Here is a 15,163-nt window from a genome sequence, read left to right as displayed (position 1 = left end):
CAGGTGTTGCTATGATCACACATCGACCGACTCCACATCGACCGATCCGATTAGTCGCGCGGGCTGCTGTCGCGGCTTTCGCGCTGTTGCTATCCGCGGCCGCCCCGTCGGTTGCCGCGGAACCGACCGCCGCCGGCCTCTGGCAACGCACTGACACCGGCAAGCCCGGCGGAAAGCCGGTGGTCTGGGTGCTGATGCTCGATCGCGGCAACAACATGTACGAGGGCATCGTCGCCAAGAGCTTTCCGCAGGCCGGACAGCCCAACCTGACGATCTGCGAAGAGTGTGAGGACGATCGCAAGAACCAGCCGATCCTCGGCATCTCGCTGATCCGCGACATGAAGCGGAAGGGCCGTGTCTATGAGAACGGCAACATCCTCGATCCGCGCAACGGTGACGTGTGGAAGGCGATGCTGACGGTCAGTCCCGATGGCCAGACCCTGACGCTGCGCGGCTATCTGATGACGCCGGCGCTCGGCAAGGACGAAGACTGGTTCCGGCTGCCCGACACCGCGATCTCACAGCTCGATCCGGAGATCGTCACCAAGTTCATGCCAGAGCAGGCAGCCATGCAGGCAGCCCAAGCCGGCAAGCCGCCGGTGGCTGCGCCTGGAACGGCCGGCAAGGCCAAGGCTCCGCCGCCCCCGGCCCCGAAGGGCGGCGCGATGGCGCCGGCGAAGTAGCGCTTCACTTCCTGAAATCGGACGTCAGAGATTCTCGAACTTGCAAAGAGCGTTCTCCGCGGAGGGCGCTCTTTTCATTTGCCGGCGGCGGAGCCTCTTCGAGTCTGACCTCCCATTTTCAGAAGCGGTCCGACCAAACGATTCTTACTCAACGCGCTGCGGAATGGCGCCGGGCGGCGGGGGCAGCGGCTGGCTGGTAACGTCGGGGCCGGACTGCAGCGACAGCACGGTCTCGGCCGCCGGTAGAGCGGCATCGGCCATGGCGGCGTGGCCTTCGGCGGTCGGATGGATGGCACCGCCATACACCGCCGACACCACGCCCCAGGTCGCGTCATGGATGTCGGCCGGCTGGATCGCCGCCGCGAGGCCCTGCGGATAGGTCATCGCCGCGAAGTAACTGTCGTTGGCGTCGCGGATCCAGCGGGCGCGGGGCAGGTAAGCCCGGTAGTTGCTCGCCCCGGCGCCGCAGGTCATCGGCGAGTTGCCGGCGGTGACGATATCGGCGTTGAAGCTGTTGCCGCTCTGCGAGAAACAGACGCGATCGAATTCCGGATCCGTGGCGGCGCGGGCGCAGAAGCCGTGGTCGGCGAACACCCGCTGATGCGAGTCGACGAACGTCATCCGCTCGGTCGACGGATCACGGCACAGCACGCCGTTGGAGCATTGCGCCAGATCCTTCAGCCGCGGCAGGAACTCATTGTCGACGAACGATGTGACGGCGCCGAGCCGGGTCGGATCGGCATTGAACGAGGGGTGGATGTCGAAGCCCGCCGGGCCGCCGGGGCAGGGCGTGCCACGGTTCGACAGCGCCGGATTGCCGTAGGCGACATAGACCACCCGCGACAGATCTTCGACCATCGGCTTCAGCGCCTCACGCAATCGGGCGAAATCGCGCGGCAGAGTGCGGGCCAGTGCGGTACGCGATTCTTCCACCGAGCCGATCACGCCGGAGCGTCGGAACAGCGCGCGCTCGGTCGGCGAGTCGACGATGACGTCGGCGACGAGGCCCGAGAAGTTGATGTCGTTGGCGCCGATCGACAGCAGCACCAGGTCGAGCGTGCGCTCCGGCTGACGGCGGTGCGCCGCTGTGAGGGCGGCGCGCAGTTCGCCGAGCTGACCGTCGACGCTGCCGGGACACGAGGTTCCGGATTTGGTGCGGAAGCACTCGCGGGCGCGTTGCGAGCCGAACAGCCCGTCGGTGATAGTGGCGCCGGTGCAGGCGAGCGGCAGATAGGTGACGGCGATGTGCGGATGGCGGACCGCCAGCGCCAGCGCCGTGCGCGTCTGGTAGCTGTACAGCGAACGGTGGCAGGCGGCATTGAACCAGGTCGCCGAATAGCGCTGCCAGTTCGCCAGCGTGTCCGGGGCCTCGCAGGCGCGGCCGCCTTTGAAGCCGGCCCGGCTCGGCCGGTAGAACTGGCCGATCCCACTGCCGAGATACGACTTGAAGCAGAAGCCTTCATCCGACAGCGCGATGGCGCGGTCCGGATTGCCTTCGCCCGAGCCGATCGAGTCGCCGAGGCCGGCGATGAAGAAGTCCCGCACCATGATCTGGGTGGTGACGCGGAGCGGCGCGTCGGCGCCGCTGGTAATGTCCACCGTGGCGACCGTCGGCTTGCCGTAGCGGGCACGGAAGTTGATCGGCTCGGCGCAGTCCTGTGTGGCGTTACGCGGCCCGTCGCCGTCGTCGAATGTCCAGGCGCAGATCGCGCCGACCGGCACGGCGCCGGCGAGGCGGACCGTCACCGGGTGCTCGGTCGGGGTCAGGTAGCTCTCCTTGACGCCATCGCGGGTGCACGGCTCGTTGACCCGCCCAGTGAGGTCGATGCACAGCCGGTTGACGACGTTGCGGGCCCAGCCGCGGCCTTCGCTCTGCCGGCCGAGGGTCTGCTCGGAGGCCAGCACTGTTAGCCCGTTCAGGGCGTCGACCTGCTCGCGGAAATCGCGCTCCTCCCGGAACAGGCGGAAGCGGTTGCGCACCTCCCAGGCGATCTGGATCGAGCCGTCGGTGACCGGCACCGCGGCAACGGCTGGTGCGGCGGAAGGCGGGGCGACAGGCACCGTCGGAGCCGGAGCCGCCGCCGGGGGCGCGGCGGGCGCAGCCGGTTCGGGGCTGCTCGAGCCGCCGAACAGGGGGATTTGAGCGGAAGCAGGGAGCGACGAGGCGCTCGCCGCCACGGTCAGCAGCAACAGGAGCGCCAGGGAGCGGAAACGGGACATGTCACCACGCGGCCATGAGGAGATCGCGGCCATTGACGCCGCTGTTGAGGCCAAAATATGGGCCTCGGCGGCGTCGACAAGTGATTGCCGCTGTCAGAGCTTTGAGGAGCGCTGGACAATCTGACCGACCGGGGCCCGGGCGGGCGCGGTGGCCGGGGCGGCGGTGGCCGCATGCTCGTTGCCGTTGCAGGCGTTGCGGCGTTCCTGCCATGGCTTGATCACGCTGAGCCAGATTTCCCGCACGCCCATGATCGAGATCGCGATCCCGAACGGCAGCAGGAAGTACAGCACGCGATAGATCAGCAGCGTCGCGATCACGTCTTCGCGGGCGAACATCGGCAGCGCCACCAGCATCGCGGCGTCGAACACACCGAGGCTGCCCGGCGCATGGCTGGCGAAGCCGAGCAGGGTGGCGAGGATGAACACCACCGCCAGCGAAACGTAGTCGATGTAGGGGGCGGACGGCATCAACAGGTACATCGCCAGGGCGCAGAAGCCGAGATCGACCACGCCGATCAGCACCTGCACCAGCGTCAGCTTGGCCGACGGCAGCACCACCTTCCAGCCGTTCTGGCCGAGCTCGCGGCGCTTCTTGCCGGTCGCGAGCCAGACAAAATAGGCGGCGATACCGGCCAGACAGGCGACGCCGATCAGCCGGTTGATCTCGTCCGGCAGCAGATCCATCGCGCTGGCGGCGGCCGGGTGCCAGATCATGCCGATGCCGAGCACGAAAAGATTGCCGAGCCAGAATGTCAGGCCGGAGATAAAGCAGATCTTGGCGACATCGATCGCCGACAGGCCGTAGTCCGAATAGATCCGGAACCGGATCGCACCGCCGGTGAAAACTGTGGCACCGAGATTATGGCCGATCACGTAGGAGGTGAACGCGGACATCGCGGCGATGCGGTACGGCACATGCAGCTTGCCGATCGTGCGCAGCGCGAAGAAGTCGTAGAACGTCAGGGTGCAGAACGCACCGACCACGCAAAGCGCCGCCATCCCGATTTGGGCCGGGCTCTTGTCGGTCAGCGCGGTCAGGATGACGTTGTGATCGACTCCCTTGAGGGTGCGGATCAGCGACGAAATCGCAAAGCCGATAATCAGGATGCTGGCGACGATACCGACACGTTTCCAGCCGATATACGTCTTGAAGCCACGCCCCAGCGCGCTCAGCAGTCGATGCATTCGTCCTCCCGGCGGGGCGGCAACGCGACGGACTCCGCCTGCAGCGCGACCCTGCTCCCGGCGTCCGACTTACTCATCCGCGCAATTCCTTAGGGCATAAACGGCCCGTCGTGCAATCCGCCGTACTGTCGCGTGCGGACCGCTCATCCATGGGACGGGCGGCGGAATGCGCCCTTGACGTGGCGCAAACGAGCCGTCCGGCGGCTGCATGGCGGCCCCGAGAGGAGCCCGCCAAGCCGGCCTGTCCGATATAGGCGCCAGACGCGCTGCGCGCCATTGCGACTCGATGCGCAGATGGAACCCGGAACGGTGATCGCTGCCGCTGGTTAACGCCGCGACGGCATGGCAGGCTTGGAAAGGGCCGCCGGGCGCAAACCGAAAGAGGATCCGCAATGGGACTTTTCACCAAAGACATCAAGACGATGGATGACCTGTTCGTGCACCAATTGCAGGACATCTACTACGCCGAGAAACAGCTCCTGAAGGCGATCCCGAAAATGGCCGACAAGGCCTCGGACCCGATGCTGAAGCAGGGGTTCCTGACGCATCTGGATGAGACCAAGGGGCACGTGAAGCGGCTGGAGCAGGTGTTCGAGATGCACGGCGTACAGCCGAAGGCGGTCGATTGCCCGGCGATCGACGGCATCATCGAGGAAGCCGATGAGACTGCGGGCGAAGTCGAGGATAAGAAGGTGCTCGATGCAGCGCTGATTAACGCCGCTCAGGCGGTGGAGCACTACGAGATCGTCCGCTACGGCAGCCTAGTATCATGGGCCAAGCTGCTCGGCCGTAACGACTGTGCCGCGGTGCTGCAGAAGACCCTCGATGAAGAGAAGGCTACCGACAAGAAGCTCAATACGCTTGCGGAGAGCCAGATCAATCTTCGCGCCGCCGGCTGAGCCGGTTACGACATTGATGTGACGTCACGATGAGGCCAAAGGCCGCGCGAATATCCGCGTGGCCTTTGGTGTTTTCAACAGCAGTCCTGACGCGGTCGCGTTCAGACTTTGCGCAAAGCGAAATAAGCGCCGCAGAAAGCCATCGCGGCGCCCAGCAACAGGGTCGCCAGCCCGGCAAGCACGCCGGCTGCGGTGGGCACTGCGGACGGCGCCGAAGCGGCTTGGCCGGCGGCGGCCAGCACCAGCACCAGCACCACGATGAGAAACTGGCGCAGCTTGGGCGGGATCTGTCCGGCGACCGCATGATTCATCAGCCGCGCCGTGAAGTAACCGCCGGCGAAGCCTCCGGTCGCGACCAGCCACCACGCCAACGCGGCGCTCGCCGGCATGAAGCTGCCGGAATCGTTGCGCCACAGCCCGCCGAGGTCGAGGCCGACGCTCTGGCCGAGCATATGCAGCGCCAGCGCCATCAACAGGCCGGACATCAGGGCGCCGCCCAGGATCAGGTGGCGAGGGTAGTGCGCTTCGGTGTTCGGCATGATCCGGTCCGTGTGTCACCGAATTGTAGAAAACCGAAGCCCTGCCGACAAGTTATCCGGTACGGGCGACACCCGGTGGGCTGAACGCCGCATTGCATCGCCGCGCCGGCTCCGGCATGGACGGCGGGACCGGCAACAGGGGCTTTCGGGTGACGCCACGATCCAACCGAGACGAGGACGGCGATTCAGGCACGGCTTACGCCTACAAGGCCTCGCTGATCGGTGCCGCCCAGCAGTTCGAACTCGGCGACGACGGGCTGATCTGGCGGATCGGCCCGAAAGCCGGGGTGTGGCCCTACGCGACGATCGCGAAGGCTCGGTTGAGCTATCGGCCGGTGTCGATGCAGTCCCGCCGCTATCGGGCCGATCTCCAGGACGTCTCCGGCGGTCGGCTGCGGATCGTATCCACCACTTGGCAAACGGTGGCGCTGATGGCGCCGCAAGACCAGGCCTATCGCGCGTTCATGATCGAGCTGCACCGGCGGATGCGCGATGCCGGCAGCCGCGCCGAACTGATCGGCGGGCTGCCGCCGGCGGTCCATACCGGTGCTTTGGTGCTGATCGCGCTGGTGGCCGCCGCCCTGACCGGACTGCTGGCACGCGCGGTGGCGGTGGGGTCATGGTCTGGCGCGTTGTTCCTGGCCGGCTTTGCGCTGCTGTTCGGCTGGCAGATCGGCGGGTTCATCCGTCGCAACCGCCCACGCCGCTACACCTTCGACGATGTGCCGAAGGATCTGCTGCCGTAAAGCGGTCCGTATCGCTCGGGGTTATGTGCCGTCCCGCACCACCAGCACCGAGCACGGTGCGTAGCGCACCACGTGGCCGGCATTGGAGCCGAGGAAGTAACTTCGCATCGCCGGCCGGTGCGAACTCATCACGATCAAATCGGCGCCGACCGCCGCGACCTCTTCGAGGATTTCGTGGTAGATGCCGCCCTGGCGCACGCTGGTCGACAGCCGCTGCGCCGGAATGCCCGAGGTGCGTGCAATCTCGGCCAATGCGGCTTCGGCCGACTGCCGCTGCTGATCGTCGAAATCCGCAGGGACATATTCGGCCAGCATCACAGGAGTGATCGCCAGCACGTGCAGCAGCCGCACCTTGCCGTCGTAGCTGTCGGCGAGCTTGGCTGCGGTGGCGATTGCTGGCTGGGCCAGCGCGGTATCGGCCAGGTCGATCGGGACGAGGATGGACTTGAACATCTCCGGCGCCTCCTGGTCAGGGGAAGGGCGACGCCATGCTCCTCCGTCAGCTCGCTTCGCGCAACACTTTCGGGCTGACGAAATGCTGCAGCTTGCCAGTGCCGAACGAGGCATCCGCCCAGTCGGCGATCGGGAAGTCGATCACCACCACCGCCGCGGTCGGCATGCTGCCGGAGAGCTTGCGCCGCTCGGCCTCGTTGCAGGTGCAGGTGAGGGCCAACGCCAGTTCGTGCAGGCCCGGATTGTGCCCGATCAGCATCAGCTGGTTGATGCCGGCCGATACCTCATGGATCGCCTGCAACAACTGCGAAGAACTCGCGCTGTACATTTCCGGCAGGTACTCGACCTGCGGTTCGCGGTTCGCCGGAAACAGTTCGGATAGAACGTCCCAGGTCTGCCGGGTCCGGGTCGCGGTCGAGATCAGCACCTGATCGGGGACCAGATGCTCGGCGGCGAGCCAGGCGGCGATCTCGGCGGCGTCGCTGCGGCCGCGATCTTCCAGGCGGCGATCGTGGTCCTTGCCGCTCGGCGCGTCCCTTTCGGTTTTGGCGTGTCGCAGCAGGATCAGACGGCGCATGAGTTCTTTCCAAAGGGCGGAGCTTGCGGATTAATCGAGACCGGCCGGCAGGACAAGGTGACAACCGTCCGTGCTGTCCGTATTGAACGCGTATCTCGCAAGATAGCCTCGTTTGCGGATGCGCTCTTTTAGGAAACGGCATGGATTCGCTCCCGACAAGTGCGACGAATGGACCGGCCGGCTTGTCCGCCGAAGCCGATGCGGAACCGCATGCGCGGCTGACCTTCGACCTCGACGTCGATCTCTGCGTGATCGGCGCCGGCCTTGCCGGACTATCGGTTGCGCTGGAAGCCGCGCAGGCCGGGCTCAGCGTCGCCGTGCTGGAGAGCGGGCGGATCGGCTGGGGTGCGTCAGGGCACAATCTTGGCACGGTGACACCGGGTTACGGCGTGCCGATCGGCGATCTGATCGCCCGGGTGGGGTTGGATCACGCCAGCGCCCTGTGGGCGCTGACCCGCGAAGGCATAGAGATCGTCCGCGCTCGCGCCACCGAGGAGGCGATGCCCGGCGTCGCGCTGTCGTACGGCGCGCTGGAAGTCTCCAATGTCGATATTGGGGACCGCCTCGTCGAGCGGCTGCAGACGCTCGGCGTCGATTTCGGCTCCGAAGTCGAAGGCTGGCCGATCGACAAGGTCCGCGATGTGTTGCGGACCAACCGCTATTTCCACGGCATCCACTACCCGACCGCGTTTCAGCTCGACGGCCGCCGTTACTTGCGCGGCCTGGAGCGGCTGGCGCGGCAGGCCGGGGCGCGGATCTTCGAGGAAACGCCGGCGGTCAGCATCGATTTCGCCGGCATCCGCAAGCGGATCTCGACGCCGAATGCGCGGCTGCGCGCTTCCGACATCGTGCTCGCCGGCAGCGTGCATCTCGGCGCGCCGTCGCCCCGCGTCGCCGAAACCCTGCTGCCGGTTTGGCGCACCGCAGCGCTGACGGCGCCGCTCGGCGAGAAACTACCGGAGGCGATTGCGTTCGCCGGCTCGATTGCCGACACGGACGGGGTCGATCACTACAGGATCGTCGGTGGTGACCGGTTGCTGTGGGCGAGCGGCGAGACCACCTTCGATGTTGCACCGCAGCGGCTCGCCGGAATCATCCGGCGGCGGATCGCAACGCTGTTCCCCCAGCTCGGGCAGGTCGAAATAGCTCAGACCTTCGGCTCCGCAGTCGGGATGACGGTGCACGGCATGCCGCAAATCGGTGAATTACGGCCGGGGCTGTGGGTCGCCAGCGGATTCGGCCGGCAGGGGCTCGCCACCACCGCGATTGCCGGGCGTCTGATCGCTCGGGGGCTGACCCATAGCGACGAGCGCTGGAAGCTGTTTTCGCCGTTCGATCTGGTGTGGGCAGGGGGCACCATCGGCCGCATCGTCGGGCAGGGGGTGTATTTCGCCACCCGGGAGGGCGCACTCGCCGCCGGCGCGCTGGCCCGTTACCGCGAGCGGGCCGCCGCCCGGACCCGGGTCCGCGATGCGCGTGCCGAGGTGAAGCGGGAGGAGCGTCGCGCTCGTGTTGCGCTGCTGCGGGCTGCCGAGGCCGCAAATGTGCCCCCTCCCAATGCGCCGTCGCGCCGGCCGGTGCCGCCGCCTTCGCCGGAATAGATTCCGGCGGCGTCGACGTTCTCGCGACAATGTGAGCGGGCTAAAATACCGGCGGTGTAACCTGAGGCGCGGCAGCTTCGTACCTGACGGAAGTGCCGCCGGGGCGCCCGCGCCCGTCACGCAGGGAACATCACCATGATCGATCGCCGCATGTTGCTCGCTTCTGCCGCCCTTGCCGCCGTGTTCGGTTTCCGCTGGCTGCGGCCGGACGCCGCCCGCGCGGCCGAGAAGTTCGAGATCGAGAAGACGCCCGAGGAATGGCGCAAGCAGCTCACGCCGATGCAGTACCACATCCTCCGCGAGGAGGGCACCGAGCGGCCGTTCTCCAGCCCGTTGCTCAAGGAGCATCGCAAGGGCACGTTCGCCTGCGCCGGTTGTGATCTGCCGTTGTTCTCGTCCGATACCAAGTTCGATAGCGGCACCGGCTGGCCGAGCTTCTGGCAGCCGCTGCCGAATGCGGTCGGCGAACGCAGCGACTCCACGCTCGGCATGACGCGCACCGAAGTGCATTGCCGCCGCTGCGGCGGTCATCTCGGCCACGTGTTCGATGACGGGCCAAAGCCCACCGGGCTGCGCTACTGCATGGATGGCTACGCGCTGACCTTCCATCCCGCGACGCCAAACGCGAGCTGACGCACACGGTTGTGACAATCCCGCGAAAGGCTTGTTTCCGCGTCTCAAATGCTGCGGCCGGCGTGGGGAAGTCGCCCGCTTGAGTTGACAATCCGGGCGTCGCCCCCGCATATCCCGAGCACATTAACTTTCAGAAATGTGGCGGCCGGCCCTGATGCAACCTGTGGTGTCGCAGCCGGGGGGCTCCCGTAGCCTGCTGGCCATTCTCGCGGCGGCGATCGTCCTGCCGGTGGTCCTCGCGGCGATCGTATTTCCGACGCCGCTCTACGACACCCGCGAACTGGTCGCCTGGGGGCGCCACTTCCCGCTGATCACCCCCGTGCACCCGCCGATGATGGTGTGGGCCGGCGGCGTGGTCGACCGCCTGTTCGGGCCATCCGGCACCGCTATCGTCGCCGCCAATCAGGTGCTGATGGCGATCGGCTTCGCGTATCTGTACGCGATCCTAAGGCTGCTGGTCGAACGGACGATGGCGATCTACCTCGTCGTGCTCGCCGGGACGTCGTTCTACGCCGTGTTCGCCCCGCTATCCTGGGCGCTGAATGCCGATATCCTGCAGCTCACCTCATGGCCGGCGGTGGTTTATCACTTCCTGCGTGCGCGGCAGGACAATCGCTGGCGGGATTGGGTCTTGCTCGGCGTGTGGGCCGCGATCGCAGCGCTGACCAAATACAACGCGGCGGTGCTGTTTCTGGCGATGGCGATCGGCGTCGTCGCGCTGCCGTCGTTCCGTCGCTGCCTGACGCGGCCCGGCCTGTATGTGGCGGTGCTGATCGCCACGGTGCTGCTGCTTCCGCATGTGGTCACTGCGGTGAAGTTCGGCAGCACCATCGCTTACGGCGAGCGGCATTTCACCGGCTTCGGATCGATCGGGGATACCGCCCGCCGCATCGGCCTCCTGGTTGCCGGCTATCTGCCGATGCTGCTGCCTGGTGCGGTGATCATCGCGGTGTCGAGCGCCCGCCGGATGATCAATGTGCGGGTGCCGCGGTTTGCCGAAGCCAGCGACGAACTGAAGTTCATCGTCATCATCGATGTGGCGATGGTGTTGATCCTGCTCGGCATGATCGTCGGGCTCGGGCTGGAGTACATCGCCCGCTACGGTGCACCGTTCTCGCTGCTTGCAGTGCCGGCACTGGCGCCGCTGCTGCGCTGGAACGAGGCGCGGCGCGACACCTGCGAACGTCAGACCGGTTGGACGCTGTCGGGGCTCTATACGGTGATGAGCGCGGCGGTGATGATCGCTTATCTCGGCCCCGCCTCGCACAGCGGGCTGCAGGAGCCGACCGCCGACGCGGCGCGCCTGATCCTCGAGGACTGGCGCAGTCAGTACAGTTGCGGACCCGGCTATTTCCTCGGCGATCGCCAGACGGTGTACGGCATCGGCATCGCGGCCGGGCCGGAGGGCGATTCGGTCACCATTCACTTCATTCCGGCGACCCGCTGGTTCGACCAGCGCAAGCTGGAGGATCAGGGCGCGGTGCTGGTCTATACGCTGCCGCAGGTGCCGGCGCATTTTGCCGCTGCCTATCCGGGCCGGGCGATGTCGGATGAGAAGCGCATCGATGTGCCGGTGCTGCGCACCCACAACGGCAAAACCAAAGAGTATTTCTATCGCTTCGTGGCGCCGAAAGCGTGCAGCAAGTAGCTGGCGGAATTTAGCTCAAAAGACTCGATCGGCGGCTCAGCCCGCCAGCGCCCGCCATTTTTCGGCGGCATCGATCGCTGCGGGGCGCAGGTTGTCGGCCGGCAGGCCGCGATGCAGGGCCTTGGCGTATTCGCAGATCGCCATGAAGGTCGATGAGCGGGCCTCGTCGACCTCGCAGGAGTGCACGGTGCCGGCGCCGTGGATGTAGCTGATCAGTCCCTTCAGCGACGACACTGCAGAATGCGGCTCCGCCGTTTCGGTCTGGTGCAGGCAGGACAGCACCTGCTGGGCGATCTCGATCTCGGTCATGGGTACGCTCTTCGCAACGCTCGCGGACAAACATGCTCGGGCCGGAATGAGGGCTTCGATGCCACGCTTGAATGTCCGGAGAAATGATCTGCCTCAATGCGATAGCGCAGGCCCGACAGGGTGGCGATCACATTGACGCGAACGTTGCATCTGCCGTGCATTTGCCGGTTCCGCGGGCGGAACGCCGCTCAGGTCCGCTCGGCCATCGCCTTGCGTAAGACTTTCGACAGATCCTCGACCGAGTAAGGCTTGTGCAGCAGTTCGAAGCCGTGATCCTCGTCGGCCAGCATGTGAGCGTAGCCGGAGTTCAGCACCACGGGCAGCTCCGGCAAACGCTTCTTGATTTCCCGGCCCAGGGTCACGCCGTCCATGCCCGGCATCGCAACGTCGCTCAGCACCAGGTCGAAACGTTTGGCGTTGTCGCCGAGTAGCGCCAGCGCCTGTTCGCCGGAGGCGGCTAGCACGGTCTGATAGCCGAGATCGTGAAGCAGCTGGGTGGAGAACTCGCCGACCTCGGCGTTGTCCTCGACCACGAGGATGCAGCCGCGCTGCCGGCCGTCGACGGCGTTGGTGCCGATGCCGTTGCGGCGCTGGATCGGTTTGTCGCTGAGCGGCAGCCGAAGCGTGATCGTGGTGCCGCGGCCGATCGCGCTGTCGACATTGATGCTGCCGCCGGACTGCTGGACGAAGCCGTAAACCTGCGACAGCCCGAGGCCGGTGCCGCGGCCGATGTCCTTGGTGGTGAAGAACGGCTCGAAGATCCGTTCGATCTGCTCGCGTGGAATCCCGCAGCCGGTGTCGGCGATCGACACCTCGACGAAGCCGCCGCGGCCTGCGGCGGCTTCCTGGGGTGTCGGCGCCGAACCTGTGACCGAGATGGTGAGGGTGCCGTGACCGTCCATCGCGTCGCGCGCGTTCGCCACCAGATTGACCAGTGCGGCGTCGAACTGATTGGTATCGGCCTCGACCGGCAGCGGTCGCTCGGCGATGTGGAGATTGAACACAGCACGGGAGCCGAGTGCTGTCTTCAGCATGTCGGAGACGTGCTCGATGTGATCGGCCGCGTCGAACACTTCGCGGTTCTGTGCATGGCGACGCGCGAAGGTGAGGAGCTGGCCGGTCAGCTTCGCTGCGCGATCAGCCGTATCGGAGATCGCATCGACGTAGCGGCGGATCCGCTCCGGCGGCAGTTCGCGCCGGCGCAACAGATCGGCCGACGACCGGATCACGGTCAGCATGTTGTTGAAGTCGTGGGCGACGCCGCCGGTGAGCTGGCCGATCGCCTCCATCTTCTGCGCCTGCCGGAATGCTTCTTCGGCTTTGCGGCGCTCGGTGATGTCGACCGCCTCGGGCACGATCGCGATCACCTTGCCCTGCGGGTCCTGCACCGGGCGCATCTGCAGATCGAACCAGCGCCAGCCGCTGGCTGGCAGATTGACGTGAAGTTCGCGCCGCACCGTCTCGCCGGCCGCGACGGCAGCGATGTCGCTGCGGATCATCTCAGGCAGTCCCGGCGTGCTGCCGAACCACGGCGTGGCCCAAACCGGCTTGCCGACCACGTCCTCGAGCTCGGCCGCGATGCCGGCGAGTGCGGTGCGGTTGGCGTCGATCACCACGCCGTCGACGTCGAGCAATGCCTGATAGGTGTAGCTCGCCGCGAAGATGGTGCGGAGCCGGGCTTCCTTCTGCTGCAGTTCGGCTGTGCGCTCGGCCACCTGCTCCTCGAGCTGCTCGTTGATGTCGCGTAGTGCCGCCTCGGCCTTCTTCTGCTCGGTGATGTCGCGGAAATACACCGAGATGCTCTTGCCGTTGGTCGGCGCCACCCGCAATTCGAACCAGCGCTTGCTCGGCGGATGATAGCTTTCGAACTCGCAGGCGACGCGTTCGGTCATCGCGCGCCGATAGGCCTGCTCGATCTCGGTGCCGAGCATCATCGGATAGACGTCCCAATACACCTTGCCGATCAGCTCGCCGGCTCTGCTGTTGATCAGCCGTTCGGCGGCGGCGTTGACGTAAGTGAACCGGTACTGTTCATCGAGCGCGATGAAGCCGTCGCTGATCGAGGCCAGAATGCCTTCGGCATGCTTCCGGGCAGCCTGTGCTTCCTGGCGCAGCACATATTCGGTCCGCAGTGCCGTCCGCCGGATCGCCGCGGTGTCGAGATTGGCGCGGACGCGTGTGAGTAGCTCGCGGGCGCTGAACGGCTTGCTGAGATAATCGTCGGCGCCGGCTTCCAGCCCCTCCAGCTTGGCTTCTTCGCCGGCCCGGGCGGACAGGAAGATCACCGGCAGATCGGCCATCGTTGGATCACCGCGCAGCGCTTTCAAAAGTCCGAGGCCGTCGAGCCGCGGCATCATCACGTCGCTGAGCACAAGATCCGGCCGGCGCTTCTTCGCGGCTTCGAGCGCTGCGGCGCCGTCGGCAACGGCTTCGACCTCATAGGCATCGCCGAGCAACCGTGCGACGTAGTCGCGCATGTCGTGGTTATCGTCGGCCAGCAGAATGTGAGGTCGTCCTGTGGCAGGCGCGGTGACGACGCCGAGATCCTGCGCGCCTGAAGCTGGCGGCAGATCGGCATCGCCACTGTCATCGAGCCAGCCGATCGCCTCGTCGAGATAGGCCTGGGCGCGGACATTGGTGGAGACCTGGAGCGCGGCATGTCGCGGCCGCTCGGCCGGGAGATGCGCGGAGCCGAATGGCAGGGTTACACGAAAGGTCGAGCCGCGGCCGATCTCGCTCTCGACGGCGATCGAGCCGCTGTGCAGCTTGATCAGCTCCTGCACCAACGCCAGTCCGATACCACTGCCCTCGATCGAGCGGCCGCGCGCGCCTTCGACCCGCCGAAAGCGCTCGAACAGATGCGGGATCTCGGCCTGCGGGATGCCGGTGCCGGTGTCGCTGACTTCGATCACGGCGTGACGGCCGTCCGGATCGGTGCGGACCCTGACCGCGATTTCGCCTTCGAAGGTGAACTTGAATGCGTTGGACAGCAGGTTGAGGACGATCTTCTCCCACATGTCGCGGTCGACATAGACCGGCTGCGGCAACGGCGGCGCATCGATCACGAAGCGCAGGCCGGCACGGTCCAGCGCGGAGCGGAAGTTCGAAGCGAGTTCGGCGGTGAACGACGACAGATCGACCGGGGTGAAGTGCGCGGTGACGCGGCCGGCTTCGATCCGGGCGAAGTCGAGCAGGGTGTTGACCAGCTTCAGCAGACGCAGACCGTTGCGGTGGGCGATGCCGAGGAGCGATCGCTGTTCGTCCGCAATGCCGTCGCGGCCGAGTGCTTCTTCCAGCGGGCTCAGCATCAGCGTCAGCGGCGTGCGGAACTCATGGCTGACATTGGAGAAGAACGCGGTCTTGGCGCGATCGATCTCGGCTAGCGCCTCCGCCCGGCGGCGTTCCTCCTGGTAGGCGTCGGCATTGGTGATCGCTGCCGAGATTTGGCCGGCCACCAGCGTGAGGAAGTCCTGGTAGGCGGTGTCGTACAGCCGGAACGGATTGAGCCCCGTGATCAGGAAGCCGGACCGGCCGGTGTCGCCGCTGGCCGGGATCGGCAGCACCACCGCTCGGGTCGGGGGGGGGGGGGCGCCCGCGGGGGGGTTCCAGTTTGCCCCCCCGCCCCAGTTCTACCCGCCCCACCACCCCGCGGGGGGCGCGGACTCCGACG

At 66.5% G+C, this 15,163-nt stretch carries 12 protein-coding genes and 1 pseudogene; 6 read left to right on the top strand and 7 right to left on the bottom strand.

Going from position 1 to position 15,163, the window contains the following annotated elements:
* The first annotated feature begins 11 nt into the window (after window positions 1-11).
* Window positions 12-683: a DUF2147 domain-containing protein gene (locus VRZ08_RS08310; RefSeq protein ID WP_414532251.1), complete on the top strand. Its 672-nt coding sequence runs from the start codon at window positions 12-14 to the stop codon at window positions 681-683.
* Between the two features lie 144 nt (window positions 684-827).
* Here VRZ08_RS08310 and VRZ08_RS08305 read toward each other — a convergent pair whose 3' ends face one another.
* A complete protein-coding gene (locus VRZ08_RS08305) occupies window positions 828-2,903 on the bottom strand; it encodes a hypothetical protein (protein WP_414532250.1) in 2,076 nt (691 codons plus the stop codon).
* A gap of 93 nt (window positions 2,904-2,996) precedes the next feature.
* Complete coding sequence (locus VRZ08_RS08300; protein ID WP_414532249.1) at window positions 2,997-4,088, bottom strand: UPF0104 family protein; 1,092 nt, start codon at window positions 4,086-4,088, stop codon at window positions 2,997-2,999.
* 392 nt (window positions 4,089-4,480) lie between these two features.
* Here VRZ08_RS08300 and VRZ08_RS08295 point away from each other — a divergent pair, with 392 nt between their 5' ends.
* Window positions 4,481-4,987 carry a ferritin-like domain-containing protein gene (locus VRZ08_RS08295; RefSeq protein ID WP_263989409.1) on the top strand — a complete coding sequence of 169 codons (507 nt, stop codon included), beginning with the start codon at window positions 4,481-4,483 and terminating at the stop codon, window positions 4,985-4,987.
* Between the two features lie 101 nt (window positions 4,988-5,088).
* Here the strand turns inward: VRZ08_RS08295 and VRZ08_RS08290 are convergent, their stop codons facing one another.
* Window positions 5,089-5,526, bottom strand: a complete 438-nt coding sequence (locus VRZ08_RS08290) for a hypothetical protein (protein ID WP_107345639.1) — start codon at window positions 5,524-5,526, stop codon at window positions 5,089-5,091.
* A 116-nt stretch (window positions 5,527-5,642) separates the two neighbouring features.
* Between VRZ08_RS08290 and VRZ08_RS08285 the strand changes: the two genes are divergently transcribed.
* Window positions 5,643-6,272, top strand: coding sequence for a hypothetical protein (locus tag VRZ08_RS08285; RefSeq protein ID WP_414532248.1), 630 nt, complete (start codon window positions 5,643-5,645; stop codon window positions 6,270-6,272).
* A 21-nt stretch (window positions 6,273-6,293) separates the two neighbouring features.
* On the opposite strand, the gene VRZ08_RS08280 is transcribed toward VRZ08_RS08285, so the two are convergent.
* Window positions 6,294-6,725 (bottom strand): universal stress protein, encoded by a 432-nt coding sequence (locus tag VRZ08_RS08280; RefSeq protein WP_164636700.1) that lies wholly within the window; start codon window positions 6,723-6,725, stop codon window positions 6,294-6,296.
* Window positions 6,726-6,771: 46 nt separating this feature from the next.
* A complete protein-coding gene (locus tag VRZ08_RS08275) occupies window positions 6,772-7,302 on the bottom strand; it encodes a SixA phosphatase family protein (protein WP_107345636.1) in 531 nt (176 codons plus the stop codon).
* A 140-nt stretch (window positions 7,303-7,442) separates the two neighbouring features.
* Between VRZ08_RS08275 and VRZ08_RS08270 the strand changes: the two genes are divergently transcribed.
* From VRZ08_RS08270 to VRZ08_RS08260, 3 genes are all read left to right on the top strand, one after another.
* On the top strand, window positions 7,443-8,903 hold the full coding sequence (locus tag VRZ08_RS08270; protein WP_414532247.1) for an NAD(P)/FAD-dependent oxidoreductase: 1,461 nt from the start codon (window positions 7,443-7,445) through the stop codon (window positions 8,901-8,903).
* A 135-nt stretch (window positions 8,904-9,038) separates the two neighbouring features.
* Window positions 9,039-9,536 carry a peptide-methionine (R)-S-oxide reductase MsrB gene (gene msrB, locus VRZ08_RS08265; RefSeq protein ID WP_107345634.1) on the top strand — a complete coding sequence of 166 codons (498 nt, stop codon included), beginning with the start codon at window positions 9,039-9,041 and terminating at the stop codon, window positions 9,534-9,536.
* A gap of 154 nt (window positions 9,537-9,690) precedes the next feature.
* Window positions 9,691-11,184, top strand: coding sequence for a glycosyltransferase family 39 protein (locus tag VRZ08_RS08260; RefSeq protein ID WP_414532246.1), 1,494 nt, complete (start codon window positions 9,691-9,693; stop codon window positions 11,182-11,184).
* Window positions 11,185-11,220: 36 nt separating this feature from the next.
* Here the strand turns inward: VRZ08_RS08260 and VRZ08_RS08255 are convergent, their stop codons facing one another.
* On the bottom strand, window positions 11,221-11,493 hold the full coding sequence (locus VRZ08_RS08255; protein ID WP_107345633.1) for a hypothetical protein: 273 nt from the start codon (window positions 11,491-11,493) through the stop codon (window positions 11,221-11,223).
* A gap of 188 nt (window positions 11,494-11,681) precedes the next feature.
* A pseudogene (locus tag VRZ08_RS08250) lies at window positions 11,682-15,077 on the bottom strand (ATP-binding protein); the annotation flags it as partial.
* Window positions 15,078-15,163: the final 86 nt, after the last annotated feature.

Source organism: Rhodopseudomonas sp. G2_2311 (genome assembly GCF_047501505.1).
Lineage (GTDB): Bacteria > Pseudomonadota > Alphaproteobacteria > Rhizobiales > Xanthobacteraceae > Rhodopseudomonas > Rhodopseudomonas palustris_H.
Note: the sequence above shows the minus strand (reverse complement) of the source record. Positions and strands in the feature narration are given on the sequence as shown.